General features: G+C 54.2%; 15 protein-coding genes. 5 read left to right on the forward strand and 10 right to left on the reverse strand.

The features are described from left to right. Nucleotides 1-14 precede the first annotated feature (14 nt). From merC to merT, 3 genes are read right to left on the reverse strand one after another with little or no spacing between them, the layout of a single operon-like run. The gene (merC, locus tag C2U41_RS28760; RefSeq protein WP_000522996.1) at nucleotides 15-440 is read right to left on the reverse strand and encodes an organomercurial transporter MerC; all 426 of its coding nucleotides are present in this window, start codon (nucleotides 438-440) and stop codon (nucleotides 15-17) included. A gap of 27 nt (nucleotides 441-467) precedes the next feature. Beyond that, nucleotides 468-743, reverse strand: coding sequence for a mercury resistance system periplasmic binding protein MerP (merP, locus tag C2U41_RS28765; RefSeq protein WP_000732275.1), 276 nt, complete (start codon nucleotides 741-743; stop codon nucleotides 468-470). A 15-nt stretch (nucleotides 744-758) separates the two neighbouring features. Further along, complete coding sequence (gene merT, locus C2U41_RS28770) at nucleotides 759-1,124, reverse strand: mercuric ion transporter MerT (RefSeq protein WP_001294656.1); 366 nt, start codon at nucleotides 1,122-1,124, stop codon at nucleotides 759-761. Between the two features lie 71 nt (nucleotides 1,125-1,195). Between merT and merR the strand changes: the two genes are divergently transcribed. Both merR and pagP read left to right on the forward strand, forming a co-directional pair. Continuing rightward, on the forward strand, nucleotides 1,196-1,651 hold the full coding sequence (gene merR, locus C2U41_RS28775; protein ID WP_001166628.1) for an Hg(II)-responsive transcriptional regulator: 456 nt from the start codon (nucleotides 1,196-1,198) through the stop codon (nucleotides 1,649-1,651). A gap of 48 nt (nucleotides 1,652-1,699) precedes the next feature. Next, complete coding sequence (gene pagP / locus C2U41_RS28780) at nucleotides 1,700-2,275, forward strand: lipid IV(A) palmitoyltransferase PagP (RefSeq protein WP_045270086.1); 576 nt, start codon at nucleotides 1,700-1,702, stop codon at nucleotides 2,273-2,275. A 7-nt stretch (nucleotides 2,276-2,282) separates the two neighbouring features. On the opposite strand, the gene C2U41_RS28785 is transcribed toward pagP, so the two are convergent. The 3 genes from C2U41_RS28785 to C2U41_RS28795 all read right to left on the reverse strand — a co-directional run bounded on the left by C2U41_RS28785 (nucleotide 2,283) and on the right by C2U41_RS28795 (nucleotide 7,540). Next, complete coding sequence (locus C2U41_RS28785; protein WP_024196075.1) at nucleotides 2,283-3,206, reverse strand: acyltransferase; 924 nt, start codon at nucleotides 3,204-3,206, stop codon at nucleotides 2,283-2,285. Nucleotides 3,207-3,398: 192 nt separating this feature from the next. Beyond that, nucleotides 3,399-6,455, reverse strand: coding sequence for an efflux RND transporter permease subunit (locus C2U41_RS28790; RefSeq protein ID WP_045270087.1), 3,057 nt, complete (start codon nucleotides 6,453-6,455; stop codon nucleotides 3,399-3,401). Beyond that, nucleotides 6,455-7,540: an efflux RND transporter periplasmic adaptor subunit gene (locus tag C2U41_RS28795; protein ID WP_016241530.1), complete on the reverse strand. Its 1,086-nt coding sequence runs from the start codon at nucleotides 7,538-7,540 to the stop codon at nucleotides 6,455-6,457. The genes C2U41_RS28790 and C2U41_RS28795 overlap by 1 nt, the downstream gene beginning before the upstream one ends. 524 nt (nucleotides 7,541-8,064) lie before the next feature. Between C2U41_RS28795 and C2U41_RS28800 the strand changes: the two genes are divergently transcribed. Further along, nucleotides 8,065-8,496 carry a universal stress protein gene (locus tag C2U41_RS28800; protein WP_016241528.1) on the forward strand — a complete coding sequence of 144 codons (432 nt, stop codon included), beginning with the start codon at nucleotides 8,065-8,067 and terminating at the stop codon, nucleotides 8,494-8,496. Between the two features lie 50 nt (nucleotides 8,497-8,546). Continuing rightward, on the forward strand, nucleotides 8,547-11,234 hold the full coding sequence (locus tag C2U41_RS28805; RefSeq protein WP_016241527.1) for a cation-transporting P-type ATPase: 2,688 nt from the start codon (nucleotides 8,547-8,549) through the stop codon (nucleotides 11,232-11,234). Nucleotides 11,235-11,401: 167 nt separating this feature from the next. Here the strand turns inward: C2U41_RS28805 and C2U41_RS28810 are convergent, their stop codons facing one another. Next, entirely contained in the window at nucleotides 11,402-11,551 is a 150-nt protein-coding gene (locus C2U41_RS28810) for a hypothetical protein (protein ID WP_176564481.1), read from the reverse strand. A gap of 72 nt (nucleotides 11,552-11,623) precedes the next feature. Next, nucleotides 11,624-12,229 carry a recombinase family protein gene (locus C2U41_RS28815; protein ID WP_000509966.1) on the reverse strand — a complete coding sequence of 202 codons (606 nt, stop codon included), beginning with the start codon at nucleotides 12,227-12,229 and terminating at the stop codon, nucleotides 11,624-11,626. 94 nt (nucleotides 12,230-12,323) lie between these two features. Between C2U41_RS28815 and C2U41_RS28820 the strand changes: the two genes are divergently transcribed. Next, on the forward strand, nucleotides 12,324-15,221 hold the full coding sequence (locus C2U41_RS28820; protein ID WP_023307208.1) for a Tn3-like element Tn5403 family transposase: 2,898 nt from the start codon (nucleotides 12,324-12,326) through the stop codon (nucleotides 15,219-15,221). 529 nt (nucleotides 15,222-15,750) lie between these two features. Here the strand turns inward: C2U41_RS28820 and C2U41_RS28825 are convergent. Further along, nucleotides 15,751-15,951 carry a hypothetical protein gene (locus tag C2U41_RS28825; protein WP_022631502.1) on the reverse strand — a complete coding sequence of 67 codons (201 nt, stop codon included), beginning with the start codon at nucleotides 15,949-15,951 and terminating at the stop codon, nucleotides 15,751-15,753. Nucleotides 15,952-16,251: 300 nt separating this feature from the next. Further along, nucleotides 16,252-17,220, reverse strand: coding sequence for an IS5-like element IS903B family transposase (locus C2U41_RS28830; RefSeq protein WP_004099053.1), 969 nt, complete (start codon nucleotides 17,218-17,220; stop codon nucleotides 16,252-16,254). Nucleotides 17,221-17,524: the final 304 nt, after the last annotated feature.

Raw genomic sequence — 17,524 nt, forward strand, 5'->3', positions numbered from 1 at the left:
TACGGCTGTTGCCGTCAGCCACGTTGTTCTGGCAATTCACAGCTGTCCGGCCCGCAGCGGCGATGTGCTGGCGAGATGAAATCCCAGACCGACACCCCAACCATCAAGGCCAGGCCGACATAGAGCAGTCCACCGCTCTGCCAGCCGTAAGCCCGCATTAAAAACACCGCTGCCAGCACCAAGATCGGGCCTATCGTGCCGAGCGCCGTGCGTCGCCACTGTCGATGATTGAGCCAAGCGATAGCATTGGCGAGTAACGCGATGCCGGCGAACATCGGCAGCAGGATGCCAATGAATAGCCCCTCGTACTGGCTCAAGAAGCCCAGTCCGATGGCCGCGCCAAAGCTGGCGATGGCAGGAAAACAGGCGGCGCAGCCCATCGCGGAAACGACGCTGCCGAGCGCGCCGGTTTTGCCAGCGATGCGCGTGATGAGTCCCATGTGTCGCTCCCGAGTTCGGTTAACGGATCAGCGTTTGAGGCTGGACGGATAGCCCGCGTCCTCGGTCGCCTTGGTCAACTTCTGGACGTTGGTCTTGGCATCGTCGAAGGTGACGACGGCCTGGCGCTTGTCGAAACTTACGTCGGTCTTGCTCACGCCCTCAACCTTGGAAAGCGCGTGCTTGACAGTGATCGGGCAAGAGGCGCAGGTCATGCCAGGCACGGACAGCGTGACGGTCTGGGTGGCGGCCCACACGGGGGCAACAACGGCAGCGAGGGCGAGGGCGGCAAACAGTTTTTTCATGATGAACTCCTGTGATTAATAGAAAAATGGCATGACGTAGGGAAATCCGAGCGAGACCAGGACCAGCGCGGCCACGATCCAGAAAATGAGCTTGTAAGTAGCTCGCACTTGGGGAATCGCGCAGACCTCACCCGGTTTGCAGGCTTGCGCCGGGCGGTAGATGCGCCGCCAGGCGAAAAACAGCGCGACCAGCGCTGCGCCGATGAAGATCGGGCGATAGGGTTCCAGCACCGTCAGGTTGCCGATCCATGCCCCGCTGAACCCCAAGGCGATCAAAACCAGCGGCCCCAGGCAGCAGGCCGACGCAAGAATGGCGGCCAGCCCACCGGCGAAGAGCGCGCCGCGCCCGTTTTGTGGTTCAGACTTTTGTGGTTCAGACATACGCTTGTCCTTTCAAATTTGGTTTGGATAGCTTAAGCTTACTTCCGTAGTTATGTACGGAGTCAAGCGATATGCAAATTAATTTTGAGAATCTGACCATTGGCGTTTTTGCCAAGGCGGCCGGGGTCAATGTGGAGACCATCCGGTTCTACCAGCGCAAGGGCCTGCTGCCGGAGCCAGACAAGCCCTATGGCAGCATTCGCCGCTATGGCGAGGCGGATGTAACACGAGTGCGGTTCGTGAAATCGGCCCAGCGGCTGGGCTTTAGCCTGGACGAAATCGCCGAGCTACTGCGGCTGGAGGATGGCACCCATTGCGAGGAAGCCAGCGGCCTGGCCGAGCACAAGCTCAAGGATGTGCGCGAGAAGATGGCCGACTTGGCACGCATGGAGGCCGTGCTGTCTGAACTGGTGTGCGCCTGCCATGCGCGGAAAGGGAACGTTTCCTGCCCGCTGATTGCGTCACTGCAAGACGGAACGAAGCTCGCTGCATCGGCGCGGGGGAGTCACGGGGTGACTACGCCTTAGCGTGCTTTATTTTCCGAATTCTGAGACGACCCCTTTAAGGATAAAACAATGCGACGTTGTCTGCGGATAGTGTGGGGAACTCTGTTTATTTTCGCCTTTGCGGTACAGGCGGAAACAAAGGTTTATGGCGAACAACGCGTCAGCGGCTGGTGGAACTGGCTAAAAGACGATGTCTCGCAAACCTGGAATCAGCCGCAAAACTACGACCTGTATCTGCCATTTCTCAGCTGGCACAACCGCTTTATGTACGATAAAGAGAAAACCGATAACTACAATGAGATGCCGTGGGGCGGGGGATTTGGTGTCTCAAGATATAACGAAGAAGGTAACTGGAGCTCACTCTACGCGATGATGTTTAAGGATTCGCACAACGAGTGGCAGCCGATTATCGGCTACGGCTGGGAGAAGGGCTGGTATCTGGACAGTAGTCGCGATTTTCGCCTGGGGCTTGGGGTGACCGCCGGGATCACCGCCCGAGAAGACTTCGCCAACTACGTACCGCTACCGATTATTTTGCCGCTCTTTTCCGCCAGCTATCGCCGCCTGAGCGTGCAGTTCACCTATATTCCCGGCACCTACAATAACGGCAACGTGCTGTTTGCGTGGCTGCGCTACGGTTTTTAAGAGGGCATCAAATCGTAATCACCTTTTTCACCAGCGAATTGGACAGCGCTAGCATTGAAATTAACACCGAGGCGATGAACGTCAGGACAATCAGCATTAACTTGGTTCCCAGCGAGCTAATTGGGATAAGCGCGGTCAGCAGATGAAAAACGGAGTAGTGAAGAATATAGACGCCGGTCATCGTTTTGCTGATAGTCGCCAGAATGGTCTCTTTAAACTCGCTGTTTTTACGAAACCGCACGCCGTTGGCGGCAATCACCAGCGCCACCACCAAAATATAAATTTGTGATCCGGTAAGAATGAACGCATTTCTGTCAGCCTTAAACAGGGCGAAGAAGAAATGGCGCTCGTAAAACCAGGTGAAGAGATAAATAAACGGAATGGCGATCATCGCGCCTTTCACCACTCTCTCGCGGGTCAGCCAACTGGCGACCAGCGGATCGCTGAACAGCTGGCCGGTCAGGTAAAACAGCAGCCAGGTCCACAAACGGTACTGCGGGGCCAGGCTCAGCGCATGAACATCAGGATACAGCGCGGACAGCAGATCGTAGCCATATGAGAGCAACAGCAGCGCAAATACCACGCCGAAAAATAGCTTGCGTCGCTGGCTGAGCCACTCGATAAGCGGATGAAAGGTGTAAATCACAATAAAGGCAAAAACAAACCACGGCTGGATAAGATAACCGCGCTGGTAGGGTTCCCAGAGATAGTACACTGTCATCCAGAACAGGAAGACGATAACTACGCTTTTGATTTTACCCATTTGCCACTGCGCATCGTGCCGTGACTGCGAATCCAGATAGCCCGCCACCACAAAAAACAGCGGCGTGGCTATGGTCGAAATAAACGTCAGAAAACCGAGGATCCAGTGATAGTCGTAATCATAGTGATCCCGGGTGTTATAAATGGTGAAGAAGGTCACCGCCGTCATGCATCCCAGCGTTTTAATAATATTTAATCCGGTACTGTTCATTATTGTGGCTTCATATCCTTAGAGCCTATCCCATTAGGCTATTTTATTTGCCATTTTGGTCCTGGGCAGTGCTCACAAGCCTCACGTACTGCGTGTACGCTTCGGTTGTTGCGCGCTGTCCGTGCCCAAACTGGCTGCAACAATATACGCCTACTGGGATAGGCTCTTATTATGGAAACAGGCGTAAATCACTGGCAGAACCAGCAGCGTCAGAATAGTAGCAAAACCCAGACCAAACATAATAACTACCGCCATACTCTGGAAGAAGACATCCAATAATAAAGGGGCCAGACCGAGAACGGTGGTGAAGGCGGTCAGCAGAATAGGGCGCAGACGCGAGGTGGCGGCATAAATAATGGCTTCCTGCTGCGCTTTTTCCTGCTTCTGCTGCTCAATTTCCTCAACCAGCACGATGCCGTTACGAATCAACATCCCGCTCAGGCTAAGCAAGCCTATCAATGCCATAAAGCCAAAAGGAATACCGGTAATCAAAAAGCCTGGCGTTACGCCAATCAGCGCCAGCGGCACCGTCAGCCAGATAGCGATCGCGTTTTTCAGCGAGCTGAACATCAGCACAGTGATAACAAACATCACCAGGTAACCCAGCGGCAGGGTGGTGAACAACCCCTGCTGCGCTTCGCGGGAATTCTCCGCGTCGCCGCCCCACTCAATACTGTAGCCGTGCGGTAGGGCGAGGGCATCGATTTGCGGCTTCACGCGCGCCAGAATATCGCCTGAGGTTTGATTGCTCAGCGGATCGGGGTCGGTCTGCACGGTCAGTACGCGGCTGCGGTCGCGGCGCAGGATCAAAGGATCTTCCCACTCGAGATTAAAGCCGCTGACCACGTTACTGAGCGGGATATACTGCTGGCGGTTTTGGCTCCAGACCAGCACATTATTCAGGTGGTTAGCATCCTGGCGCTCGGCGGCTGGTGGGCGAACCACCACCGGCAGCAGGTCAGCCCCTTCGCGATAGAGTCCCGCACGGCTACCAGAGAAATTCATCTCCAGCGCGTTATCGATATCCTGTTTATCTACTCCCAGTTCGCGGCCTAAGCTGGCGGAATATTGTGGGCGGATAACCTTGCTGCGGTTCTGCCAGTCGTTGCGCACGCCGTCGGTGGCCGGGTCTGCGGAGAGAATATCGCCCACCTGGCTGGCGAGCAGGCGCAGGCGGTCGGGATCCGGGCCTTTGATGCGCACTTCAATGGCGCTATCGCCGGAAGGGCCGAACATCACGCGTTTGCTGCTGGCATTAACCTGCGGATAGTTGCGCGCAATATAGCTGTCAACATGCTGCGTCAGAGCGTTAATACTGCGCTGGTCGTCCATGCGTACCATGATCTGCGCGTAGTTGCTGTATTGCCGTTGCCCGCTGTAGGTGAGGATAAAACGCATACTGCCCTGACCAACGGTGGCGATGGTGGTGACAACGCCCGGCTGGCCGTTAATCGAGGTTTCAATATCGCTGGCCATCTTTTCGGTTGTCGCAATATCAGTGCCATAGGGAAGCCAGAGGTCAACAAAGAAGATAGGCGTGTTCGATGAGGGGAAAAAGTTCTGCCGCACCGAGCCGAATCCCCATATTGAAGCTGCCAGCAGCGCCGCCATGACGGTCAGGGTGATCGCTTTGCGCATCAGTAGGGTGTGCAGAATCTGCTGATAAATGCGATAAAAGCGCCCGCTGTAGGGGTCGGTATCCGAGGTTTCAGCAGGCGGCTGTTGCCCTTTGAACAGCCACCATTTAATCAGTACTGGCGTGATGGTTAACGCTGAGAACCAGCTCAGCATGAGTGAAATCAGCAGCACCTGGAGCAGTGATTTGCAGTATTCTCCGGTGGAGTCCTGCGACAGGCCAATCGGCGCAAAGGCGAGAATAGCAATCACCGTCGCCCCCAGCAGCGGCAGCGCCGAGCGGCGAATCACATAATTAATCGCCGTGAGCAGCGTCGACCCCTGCTGGCGGGCAATGAGTACCCCTTCGACGATGACGATGGCATTATCGACCAGCATACTCAGGGCGATAATCAGCGCCCCCAGCGAGATACGCTGTAGCTCGATGCCCCACAGATACATAATCAGCAGCGTACCGAGCACGTTAAGCGCTAACGACAGGGCAATAATGATACCGCTGCGCACGCCCATAAAGATCAGCAGCACGCCGACGACAATGGCCAGTGCCATCAGGAAGTTAGTGATAAAGCCGTTCACCGAGTGAGCCACTTCTGCAGCCTGGTCGTAGAACAGGTCAATTTTGATCCCTGCCGGTTTTTCCGCCGACATCTGATCCAGTTTGCTTTCCAGCGCGCGACCAACGTCAATGACGTTGACGCCGGGAATAAACGACACCCCCATAGTGACCGCCTGGCGGCCATTAGCGTGATAAATGCTGGAAGGAGATTCGCTGAGTCCGCGCGATAGCGTGGCAATATCGCGCAATCGCGTCGCTGAACCTGAGCCGTGCGGGCTGATTAACAAATCGCCCAGCTCGTCGAGATTTTCAAACTCCCCCGTTGGATGCAGGCGAATTGACTCGCTGCCGGATTTAATCTCACCGGCGTTAGACACTACGTTCAAGCGACTGAGGATTGCCGCCAGTTGGTTGAGCGTGATACCGCGGGCGGTCATTTTTGCCAGCGAGATATCGATATTGATTTGTTGTGGGATCGCACCGCCGATAGCGACTTTGCCAACGCCGGGAACCAGCACCAGTTCGCGCCTGAGCTGCTCGGCGTAGCGGACCAGCTCAGGGTTGGTAAAGCTCTCGCCGGAGATAGCAAAGAAGAAGCCAAAGACATCGCCAAAATCGTCGTTCACAAAGGGGGAGGCCACGCCGGGCGGGAACATCCGGGCGGCGTCTCCTACCCGACGGCGCAGCTCATCCCAGATTTGCGGCAGCTCGCTGGAGTGATAATTCGAGGCGATATTGACGGTGATTTGCGACAGACCATTGGAGGAAATTGAGCTGACGTTGTCCAGATAGGGCAGCTGTTGCAGCGCGTTCTCCAGCGGCAGGGTGACTTCTTCCTCAACCTGCTGCGCCGAGGCTCCCGGATAGTGGGTGATGACCACGGCGGTCTTGATGGTAAACGCCGGGTCTTCCAGGCGACCGATATTCAGCAGGGCGAAAATACCCCCGATGCCCAGCAGTAAAATAGTCAGCCAGACGCGAATCGGGTTGTTAATAAACTGACGAGAGATATCCATTACAAACCTCGTTCACGCGTCCAGATTCGAACCGGTTGCTGCGCATGCAGTTCACTGACGCCTGCCGCCACGACGCGCTCGCCGACGCTAAGCCCTTCGGTAATGACCACTCCCTGAGAGGTGACCTGGCCGACGCCAACTTTTCTGTCCTCAAGCTGTAGCTGTTCGCCTTCGCCTTTAACTACCCAGACGTGGGGCTCATTGCGCTGGCGATTATCCGGATTAAATACCGCTTCAACCGGCACCACGACGGCTTTATCGCCCGCGCTGGCGGGCAGGTTTGCCAGATTGACCGTCACGGTCCCACTCACGCCGCCCACTGACGGAAAATCGGCCGGGCGCGGCATGGTTAAAATGATCTGCCAGGTCAGAGTGTTGCTGTCGCTGCTACCGGTATGTTCTTTATATTCGGCGGTGAACTGACGGTCCGGCATAGAGTTGATTTTCACCACCGGACGATACTGCGCATTGCGGATATCAATAGTCGTAAAAAGATTCTCCGGAATGCTGAACACCACGTCGAGCAGATCGGTTCGCGTCAGGGTGACGATCGGCTGTCCGGCGGCGACAACCTGGTGATTACGGATCGGGACGCTGGCGGCAATACCGCTAAACGGCGCGGTGAGCGTCATTTGACTTAGCTCTTCGCGGGCGATTTTTAGCGCAGCGTTGGCGGAATCACGGTTGGCCCGCTGGATATCCATTTCCGCTTTTGAAATGGCCTGGCGACCGGCCAGCGTCTGGAAGCGGTCGAACTGCCGCTGAGCGAGGGTTGCTGCGGTCTGCCGTTCGTTGACGCGTTGCTGCGCTTCCCGGGCGTTGAGCCGGGCGAGCGCTTGCCCCTGAGAGATACTGGCTCCCTGACGCACATCAAGGGATTCAATCTGTCCGCCGCGTTTGAACGACAGATCGGTAGAATCCCCGGATTCAATACGGGCAGGAAAAATGCGCTGCTGTGAATCACCAATGGCGACGACATCCGCAACTTTTACCATCCGCGGCAGCGGGGTAACTTGCGGTGCTTTCTGATCGCAAGCCGTTGTTATTAAAATAACAACGGGAATGAGAGAAAAATAACGGTTCACTGTATTCCCCTCGGTGCTAAAGGTTTTATTTTACATATTTTTCACAAATGCCGGCTTTATTCAGCCAGCGCTGAGACCACTAAATAGGTAAATAACCCGGAAGCCGTACAGGCGATTATTGCCAGGGCAATAAACAGGCTCAGGCGAAACAGGCTGTAGCCGAACATTGCTCCTCCTCTGGTATCAACCTTGTGCTAAGTAGATTCTTATCTACATAATTGTTGAATGGTTTTTAGAGGCGCGCAGGCCTCTGATAATGAGCATAGTCGTTGAAAAAAGGAAATGTTAAAAAGAGTAAAATTTGCGGTAATGTTGACGATTTTGCTGGGTTTTCAGTTGAATTGTCTGAGGTCGACTGAGTCTGTGATATTTTTCAATATATTAATTGGCATCTTAATAATGTTAATCGCCGTGTGCTACGTTTAATTATACCCATCATACTTCGAATCGAGATTTCTTCCTCAGCGCCATTGTCTGCGCTGTTTTCACCACCTTTTTTTATAGGTAATAAAAGGATTGTCTCTATGTATAAAAATATCCTCGTCCCGGTTGATGTGTTTGAAACCGGCCTTGCGGACAAGGCTTTGTCCCATGCTCAATTCCTCGCGCAAAGCTCCTCCGGGCAGATTCATTTACTCAACGTCATCCCGACATTTTCTCCTGCACTGACGCGCGGATTTATTTCCGATGCGCGAAAAATGGAAGACTATCTGGTTAATAATTCAAAAGAAAAACTCGCTGAACTCATCAATAAACTCTCTCTGAAGGAAAGCGATGTCCAGATTCATATTCGCAGCGGCAACGTCCGCGATGAAGTGACGAAACTGGCAGATGAACTGAAGGCGGATGTGGTGATCATTGGCTCACGCAATCCCAATATTCAAACCCATCTGTTGGGTTCAGAGGCGGCAAGTATCGTGCGTTATGCCCATGTGCCGGTTTTTGTGGTGCGCTAAGGGCAGCCTGAGGCTGTCCTGATTTCCGTTACAGGAGTGAGGAGATAACTATGAATACAGAAAAACCGGGCGGCCCGTTTTATCAGCTCTCCGTGGATGAAACCCTGACCAGCACCAACAGCACTCCCGATGGCATCAGCAGCGCTGAAGCGACGGCGCGCTTACAGCAGTACGGTGAAAATGCGCTACCGCAAAAAGCGGGTAAACCGGCATGGCTGCGTTTTCTGGCGCATTTTAATGATGTGCTGATTTACGTCTTGCTGGCGGCGGCGCTATTGACGGCGGTGATGGGCCACTGGGTCGATACTCTGGTGATCCTCGGCGTGGCGGTGATCAACGCCCTGATTGGTCATATTCAGGAGAGTAACGCCGAAAAATCGCTCCAGAGCATTCGCAATATGCTCTCCAGCGAAGCGGTGGTGGTTCGTCAGGGGAATCATGAAACCATTCCGACCACGGCGCTGGTTCCCGGCGATATCGTGGTGATCCGCGCCGGCGACCGCATTCCAGCAGACCTGCGGGTTATCGAAGCGCATAACCTACGGGTGGAAGAGGCGATTCTGACCGGTGAATCAACGGTGGTGGAGAAAAGTACCGAAGCGCTTAGCGGCGAACTGCCGTTGGGTGACCGGACGAACCTGTTGTTCTCAGGCACCACGGTAAGCTCCGGCGGTGGCAAAGGCCTGGTGGTGGCAACCGGTGGCGATACCGAGCTGGGCCACATTAACCAGATGATGGCGGATATCGAGAAACACCGTACTCCGCTGTTGGTGCAGATGGATAAGCTCGGCAAAGCCATCTTTATCATCATTCTGGTGATGATGGCTGCGCTATTCGTCTTTAGCCTGCTGTTCCGCGATATGCCGGTTTCTGAACTGATGCTGTCGCTGATTAGCCTGGCGGTGGCGTCGGTACCGGAAGGGCTGCCGGCGATTATCTCGATTATCCTCTCGCTTGGCGTGCAAACCATGGCCCGGCAGAAGGCGATTATCCGCAAGCTGCCGACGGTCGAAACGCTAGGGGCGATGACGGTTATTTGCTCGGATAAAACCGGGACGCTGACCATGAACGAGATGACGGTTAAGGCCGTTATCACCGCCGATAAAGTCTATCGGGTGGAAGGGGACAGCTACGAGCCGGTGGGGAATATTCACCCGATCGATGAGCCGGACCCGATAACCGTCGCGCCGGGCACGCTGCTGGAGCGCTATCTGCGCACCATCGACCTGTGTAACGACAGCCAGCTAATCAAAGATGAAAGCGGGTTGTGGAAAATCACTGGCGGCCCTACGGAAGGGGCGCTGAAGGTGCTGGCGGCGAAAGTGACGCTTTCGCCGGCGAGCACCGAACTGCGCAGTAAGATCCCCTTTGATTCGCAATACAAATATATGTCAACGCTGTACCGCATCGGCAATGAGGAGACGATTTTAATTACCGGTGCGCCAGATGTGCTGTTCCGCCTGTGTCAGCATCAGCAAACCGACCATGGGCTGGAGCCGCTGGACCAGCCGTATTGGGAAGCGAAAATTGAAGAGTACGCGCGGGAAGGGCTGCGCATGGTGGCGGCAGCGTGGAAACCGGCGGCTGACGGGCAAACCGAACTCACCCATCAGGATTTGCAGCATGGCGTCATTCTGTTAGGGATCGCCGGGATGATGGACCCGCCGCGACCAGAGGCCATTACCGCTATCGGCGACTGCCTGCAGGCGGGGATCCGCGTGAAGATGATCACCGGGGACCACCCGCAAACGGCGATGAGTATCGGCAAGATGCTGGGGATCGGCAACGCCGGGAACGCCATTACCGGGCGCGAGCTGGAGGTGATGGACGATACCCAACTGAGTGAAGCGGCGCAGAAATTCGATATTTTTGCCCGTACCAGTCCGGAAGATAAGTTCCGTCTGGTTCAGGCGCTGCAAAGCAGGAAAGAGGTGGTCGGGATGACCGGTGATGGGGTGAACGACGCCCCGGCGCTGAAGCAGGCCGATGTTGGTATCGCGATGGGCATCAAGGGCACCGAAGTGACCAAAGAGGCCGCTGATATGGTGCTGACCGATGATAACTTCGCCACCATCGCCAGTGCAGTCAGGGAAGGGCGGCGGGTTTACGATAACCTGAAGAAAACGATCTTGTTCATTATGCCAACCAACCTGGCGCAGGGGTTGTTAATCATTATCGCGCTGCTGGCGGGGAATTTGATTCCGCTGACGCCGGTGTTGATTTTGTGGATGAACATGGCGACGTCGGCCACGCTGTCGTTTGGTCTGGCGTTCGAAGCCGGTGAAAAGAACATCATGCGCCGTCCGCCGCGCGATCCTAAGCTGCATGCGATGGACGGCTTTGCCATCTGGCGGGTAATTTTTGTCGGTTCGATGATCGCCGTGAGCGCCTTTGTGCTGGAGGCCTGGCTACAGCCGCGAGGCTACTCACCTGAGTTTATCCGCACCGTACTGTTGCAGACGCTGGTCACCGCACAGTGGTTTTATATGCTCAACTGCCGGGTGGCGGATGGTTTCTCACTGAGCAAAGGGCTGCTGGCGAACCGGGGTATCTGGATTGTCAGCGGCGTGTTGCTGGTGCTGCAACTGCTGATTATCTACGCGCCGTTTATGCAGATGCTGTTCGGTACCGAAGCGCTGCCGTTCCGCTACTGGGTGATCACCTTTATTATCGGTTTTGTGATGTTCCTGATTGTGGAAATTGAGAAGCCGCTGACGCGCAAGTGGCGCACGGCCTGAGTCATTCCCGGAGGCGGTGCTGCGCACCTGTCCGGGCTACCAGACAGCCGCATAATCGGTAGCCCGGACAGACGCAGCGCGCCGCCACCGTGGAAAACCAAAAAACAAAAGCCGACGCATAACGCGTCGGCTTTTCCGTTTCAGACAAAGAACACGATCTTAATCGATCAATCTTTGAGTTTAACCGGGTTATTACGATAGGCCGCCAGCTTCGCGCGCATCCAGCTGCTGCTGTTGTTATTGACCGCGCTCACCACGCCAGTGGTGGCACCGCCGCCGACCTGCACATGGAAAATACCGCGTGACGGGAAATCCACATATTTTGGTTCAGTGAAATCCCACTCATGACGCTTGAAGGGGTCGGTTCCGGCTGAGGGCGAAATGACACCCTAAGCGTTAGCTCTGTGTCGTTGCACGATGTCAGCGACGGTATTCTTGCTGATACCGAGCTCGCGTGCGATCCAGCGATAGCTGCGTCCCTCGGCCCTCATCGCAACCACCTTAGGCAAAAGTCGGTCTGATTTTGGTCGCACTCCGGCCTGACGACCAAGCCTCTTACCACGTGCCTTCGCAACAGCAAGGCCTGACTTGACCCGCTCGCTGATGAGATCCCGCTCAAACTCCGCAATGCCGGAAAGAAACGTCGCCAGCATTCGTCCATACGGCGACGAAAGATCGAACGCCATTCCATTCATGGCTATCACGGAAACCTTCCAGTTCTCCAGTTCACGTAGCGTATTGAGCAGATCGAGCGTCGAGCGCCCCCACCGGGAAAGCTCAGTGACCAGGATTGCATCAATTTGTCTGGACTGGGCAAGCGCCAGGACTTTCTTTCGCTCGGCCCGGTCGAGTTTAGTTCCTGAACCTGTTTCCTTAAATATTCCCACCACGTCGTAGCCGGCACGGCCGGCGAAGGCTCGCAGATCAAATTCCTGGCGTTCACAAGACTGATCCGCTGTTGAAACCCGGCAGTAAATGGCGGCACGATGTCCCAATTGAACCCTCCTGGATTTTTGTATCGGAACGCCCTGATTTATATGGGCTGGCTGTTGTCCAAAACAGACTATACTTCAAAAGGGACGAATTTGTATGTCACGACGCCATATTTTCACCGAACGGCAGCGAGCAGCGCTGTTCGATCTGCCCACGGACGAACTGTCGCTACTGAAGTTCTACACGCTGGGCGATGATGACCTGGAAAACATTAGGCAGCGCCGCAGACCGGAAAACAGGATTGGCTTTGCCCTGCAACTTTGTGCCTTACGATATCCGGGCCGTGCACTGGCTCCTGGTGAGATGATCCCGCGTGAAGTCCTTTCCTTCGTCGGTGCTCAGCTTGGAGTTCCGGCTGATGCGCTTCTCACTTATGCCACACGGCGCCAAACCCGTCAGCAGCACATGGACACGCTGCGCGAAATTTACGGCTACAAGACCTTCACGGGCCGTGGTGCCCGTGATCTGCGGGAGTGGACTTTCGGCCAGGCCGAAGATGCCAGATCAAACGAGGATCTTGCTCATCGTTTTATTGTGCGGTGTCGGGAAACTTCCACCATTCTGCCCGCAGTATCGACAATCGAGCGCTTGTGCGCGGATGCTCTGGTCGCCGCTGAGCGGCGGATTGAAACGCGGATTGCGGAAAATTTAACAGCGGATGTTCGCGATCACCTGGACAAACTTCTGAGTGAAATGCTCGCCGGCAATATCAGTCGTTTCATCTGGCTTCGCAACTTCGAGGTTGGTAACAACTCGGCTGCTGCTAACCGTTTGCTCGACAGGCTCGAATTTCTGCGTACCCTGAATATCAATCATAGTGCTTTGGCCAGCATACCTGCCCATCGCATTGCCCGGCTGCGTCGGCAGGGTGAACGCTACTTCACCGACGGTTTGCGTGACATCACTTCGGACCGCCGCTGGGCGATCCTTGCCGTCTGTGTTGTGGAGTGGGAAGCGGCGATTGCTGATGCCATAGTCGAAACCCATGACAGGATCGTAGGAAAAACCTGGCGGGAAGCGAAGCGCCAGCATGACGAAACAATTTCCGGCTCTAAAGCCACACTCACGGATACGATCCGTACCTTCACCGCGCTGGGAGCTTCGTTGCTTGAGGCCCGCAGTGACGGAACCCCGCTGGAGATGGCTGTCGCCAGTTCGGTTGCATGGGACCGGCTCGCTCAACTGGTAGCGACAGGGACTCAACTCAGCAACACGCTAGCCGATGAGCCTCTTGCATATGTCGGGCAGGGATACCATCGCTTTCGTCGTTATGCGCCCCGCATGTTGCGCTGTCTGAAGCTCGAAGCCGCGCCGGTCGCCGGACCATTGGTAGCAGCAGCTTTGTCGATCGGAGAGATGAAAGGTGTTGCATCGCCAGAAAGGCGTTTCCTGCGGCCCAGCTCCAAATGGAACCGTCATTTACGAGCTCAGGAAAAAGGAGATACCCGTCTTTGGGAAGTGGCGGTACTCTTTCACCTCCGGGATGCTTTTCGTTCCGGAGATGTCTGGCTCGCTCATTCGCGCCGCTATGGTGACCTCAAGCAGGTACTGGTGCCGATGATCGCGGCGCAGGAAAATGCAAAACTGGCCGTGCCTTCCAACCCACAGGATTGGCTGGCAGACAGAAAGGCGCGACTCACGATCGCTCTTAAGCGGCTGGCCCGGGCTGCCCGTAACGGCACTATTCCGCACGGTAGCATAGAAGATGGAACGTTGCGGATCGACAGGTTGACAGCAGACGTGCCGGATGGTGCCGAGGCACTCATACTGGATCTGTATCGCCGAATGCCGTCCGTTCGGATTACCGACATGCTGCTTGAAGTTGATGCAGCCCTTGGTTTCACAGATGCGTTTACCCATCTGAGAACCGGGGCTCCATGTCGCGACCGGATCGGTCTGCTCAACGTCCTGCTCGCTGAAGGGCTCAATCTGGGCCTGCGTAAGATGGCGGAAGCTACAAACACGCATGATTACTGGCAGCTCTCACGCCTTGCCCGCTGGCATGTTGAAAGCGAAGCCATGAACCAGGCATTGGCAATTGTGGTGGCCGCGCAGGGTAAACTGCCGATGTCACGCGTCTGGGGGATGGGCACGTCAGCATCGAGCGATGGTCAGTTTTTCCCGACAGCGCGGCATGGCGAAGTCATGAACATGGTCAATGCCAAATATGGTTCTGTTCCCGGCCTCAAAGCGTATACTCACGTAAGCGACCAGTTCGCGCCATTCGCTTGTCAGTCGATCCCGGCGACCGTGAGCGAGGCACCGTATATTCTCGATGGACTACTGATGAACGAGGTCGGTCGCCATGTTCGCGAACAGTATGCCGATACAGCAGGATTCACCGACCATTTGTTCGGAGCCAGTAGCCTGCTCGGCTACAATCTCGTTCTGCGAATCAGGGATCTGCCATCGAAGCGGTTGTACGTATTTAATCCCGATACGACCCCCAGGGAGTTACGCAAGTTGGTAGGTGGAAAAGCCCGGGAGGATCTTATCGTTGCGAACTGGCCTGATATTTTCCGTTGTGCCGCGACGATGACCGCTGGCAAAATCAGGCCCAGCCAACTCCTGCGCAAGCTCGCTTCTTACCCACGACAAAACAACCTTGCAGTTGCGCTTCGTGAAGTTGGTCGTATTGAACGGACCCTTTTCATTATTGAGTGGATCCTGGATACGGACATGCAGCGGCGTGCTCAGATCGGTCTTAACAAGGGAGAGGCCCACCATGCGCTCAAAAATGCGCTCCGTATCGGGAGGCAGGGGGAAATTCGCGATCGCACGACAGAGGGGCAGCACTACCGAATCGCTGGGCTCAATTTATTGACTGCGGTGATCATTTACTGGAATACCGTCCATCTTGGTCATGCCGTCACGGAGCGGCGGAACGAAGGGTTGGATGTTCCCCCTGAATTTCTTCCCCACATATCCCCATTGGGCTGGGCGCACATTCTACTGACTGGCGAATATCTTTGGCCCAAGGAACCGAAAGCTTAGGGTGTCATTTCGCCCTCAGCCGGAACCGACCCCAGGAAGTCAGGATTACGTAATTGTGAGTTATGCACATTAATGTTAAAATTCATGATTTTTTATGTTGATTTTGTGTTAAATCATGAGGGATTGATGGGGGAAGACAAAATAAAATGTTAATTAATGGTGGTTTTAAATCATATTATTTAACCATTTGATAACATTTCAGGGGTTTTAGGTGATGCCCGAATACAGCGAATTTAAGTCATAAAATTAATTTTTTATTTCGCATGTCTCATTAGTAATTTTTATCACCATAGATAAGTCTGCTGACCGGGGAACCAGCATGCGGAAAAAAGATATGTGATTTGCAGGGGTATACACCGATACGTGCATCAGCGACTGACAACGTCTCTTACTGGTAATGAGGAGCAGGGTGGAAAAATACTTTTTCTGCAAAGTCGTGAACCCCATCTGGGGGTGTTATCTGCCTTCACAGAGATGTTGCCGGAACACAATAATGAACAGGCCGGATTATGCTATCCGGCCTGTTGTGTCAACTTGGTGATTTTTCGACAAATAGATTGAGATGGTAGCGGTAGCTGTCGAGGAACCGGGATTTACATGCATCATTCATACTGCCGGTGACCTGTTCAACGTCCACTTTCCGCCCTTGTGAGTTCATCTGGGCCAGACTTAATGCAATAAAATCAAAATCTTTTGGATGAAACTTTTCTACGTGGTGTATTGCCTGCATATTCCTCCCTTTTAATCGCCATGAAGAGTAAGGTTTATGCTCTGCTATTTTCAGTATGGCCCAGCCTCTCGATATTCTCCTGCAGAGTCGCGAAAACTGTGAGGCCAGCCGCAGATTTTGTACTTTAGGGCGTTTCCTGCCGCCGCAATCCGCCTGTCAGGCCGTCTGGTGGAGGTAAATGCTGCCATGAAGTTGCAACCCAGAATGATTGAGCTGTCATCAGGCGTATGTTTTATTTTTTTATGGCTTTGTTGAATAAATCAGATTTCGGGTAAGTCTCCCCCGTAGCGGGTTGTGTTTTCAGGCAATACGCACGCTTTCAGGCATACCTGCTTTCGTCATTTTGTTCAGCGCTCGTACCAGGGCCATAGCCTCCGCAACCTGACCATCGTAGTCACGCAGCGTCAGTGAACCCCCGAACAGCTGTTTTACCCGGTACATCGCCGTTTCCGCTATCGAGCGACGGTTGTAATCTGTTGTCCATTTCCACCGCGCATTACTCCCGGTCATTCGCTGATTAGCCACTGCACGGTTACGGTCTGCATATTCACCGGGCCAGTAACCCGCACCTTTTCGGGGAGGGATAAGCGCGCTGATTTTCTTACGCCGCAGTTCATCGTGACAGAGCCGGGTGTCGTAAGCGCCGTCTGCCGATGCTGCCCTGATTTTTCTGTGAGTCTGCCGGATAAGACCCGGGAAGGCTTCTGAGTCCGTCACATTGTTCAGCGACAGGTCAGCGCAGATGATTTCATGTGTTTTACTGTCAACGGCGAGATGCAGCTTACGCCAGATACGGCGGCGTTCCTGGCCATGCTTTTTGACTTTCCACTCGCCTTCACCGAAGACCTTCAGCCCGGTGGAATCAATTACCAGGTGTGCGATTTCACCCCGGGTGGGCGTTTTGAAACTGACATTAACCGACTTTGCCCGCCTGCTGACACAGCTGTAATCCGGGCAGCGTAGCGGAACGTTCATCAGAGAAAAAATGGAATCAATAAAGCCCTGCGCAGCGCGCAGGGTCAGCCTGAATACGCGTTTAATGACCAGCACAGTCGTGATGGCAAGGTCAGAATAGCGCTGAGGTCTGCCTCGTGAAGAAGGTGTTGCTGACTCATACCAGGCCTGAATAGCTTCATCATCCAGCCAGAAAGTTATGGAGCCACGGTTGATGAGGGCTTTATTGTAGGTGGGCCAGTTGGTGATTTTGAACTTTTGCTTTGCCACGGAACGGTCTGCGTTGTCGGGAAGATGCGTGATCTGATCCTTCAACTCAGCAAAAGTTCGATTTATTCAACAAAGCCTTTTTTTATATACGATCTGACGAATTCAGCAGAAGGAAACTCATCATTCGTGACGAAATAAAAATTAGTTTCCCCATTAATATAGAAATGAGTGTTTACTCACAGAAAGAAAATCAGGAGTAATTATTCTGAAGACAGATAATACAGAAGTCGTACAGCGCATTTAACTCACTTCTCAGGAGGTTAATCACTCTCTATTTGTGGACAACCGACATGTCTTAAGGCTCTGGAATAACGTGTTGATATTTCGATGCGTAGCATGCAGCGGAATA

The sequence above is a fragment of the Citrobacter freundii complex sp. CFNIH4 genome (genome assembly GCF_002934505.1).
In the GTDB taxonomy this organism is placed as follows: Bacteria; Pseudomonadota; Gammaproteobacteria; order Enterobacterales; family Enterobacteriaceae; genus Citrobacter; species Citrobacter freundii.

Excerpts from the sequence above, each read along its gene's own strand:
- merC (WP_000522996.1), bottom strand. The coding sequence starts at position 440 with ATGGGACTCATCACGCGCATCGCTGGCAAAACCGGCGCGCTCGGCAGC.
- merP (WP_000732275.1), bottom strand. The coding sequence starts at position 743 with ATGAAAAAACTGTTTGCCGCCCTCGCCCTCGCTGCCGTTGTTGCCCCC.
- merT (WP_001294656.1), bottom strand. The coding sequence starts at position 1,124 with ATGTCTGAACCACAAAAGTCTGAACCACAAAACGGGCGCGGCGCGCTC.
- merR (WP_001166628.1), top strand. The coding sequence starts at position 1,196 with ATGCAAATTAATTTTGAGAATCTGACCATTGGCGTTTTTGCCAAGGCG.
- pagP (WP_045270086.1), top strand. The coding sequence starts at position 1,700 with ATGCGACGTTGTCTGCGGATAGTGTGGGGAACTCTGTTTATTTTCGCC.
- C2U41_RS28785 (WP_024196075.1), bottom strand. The coding sequence starts at position 3,206 with ATGACGGCGGTGACCTTCTTCACCATTTATAACACCCGGGATCACTAT.
- C2U41_RS28790 (WP_045270087.1), bottom strand. The coding sequence starts at position 6,455 with ATGGATATCTCTCGTCAGTTTATTAACAACCCGATTCGCGTCTGGCTG.
- C2U41_RS28800 (WP_016241528.1), top strand. The coding sequence starts at position 8,065 with ATGTATAAAAATATCCTCGTCCCGGTTGATGTGTTTGAAACCGGCCTT.
- C2U41_RS28805 (WP_016241527.1), top strand. The coding sequence starts at position 8,547 with ATGAATACAGAAAAACCGGGCGGCCCGTTTTATCAGCTCTCCGTGGAT.
- C2U41_RS28820 (WP_023307208.1), top strand. The coding sequence starts at position 12,324 with ATGTCACGACGCCATATTTTCACCGAACGGCAGCGAGCAGCGCTGTTC.
- C2U41_RS28825 (WP_022631502.1), bottom strand. The coding sequence starts at position 15,951 with ATGCAGGCAATACACCACGTAGAAAAGTTTCATCCAAAAGATTTTGAT.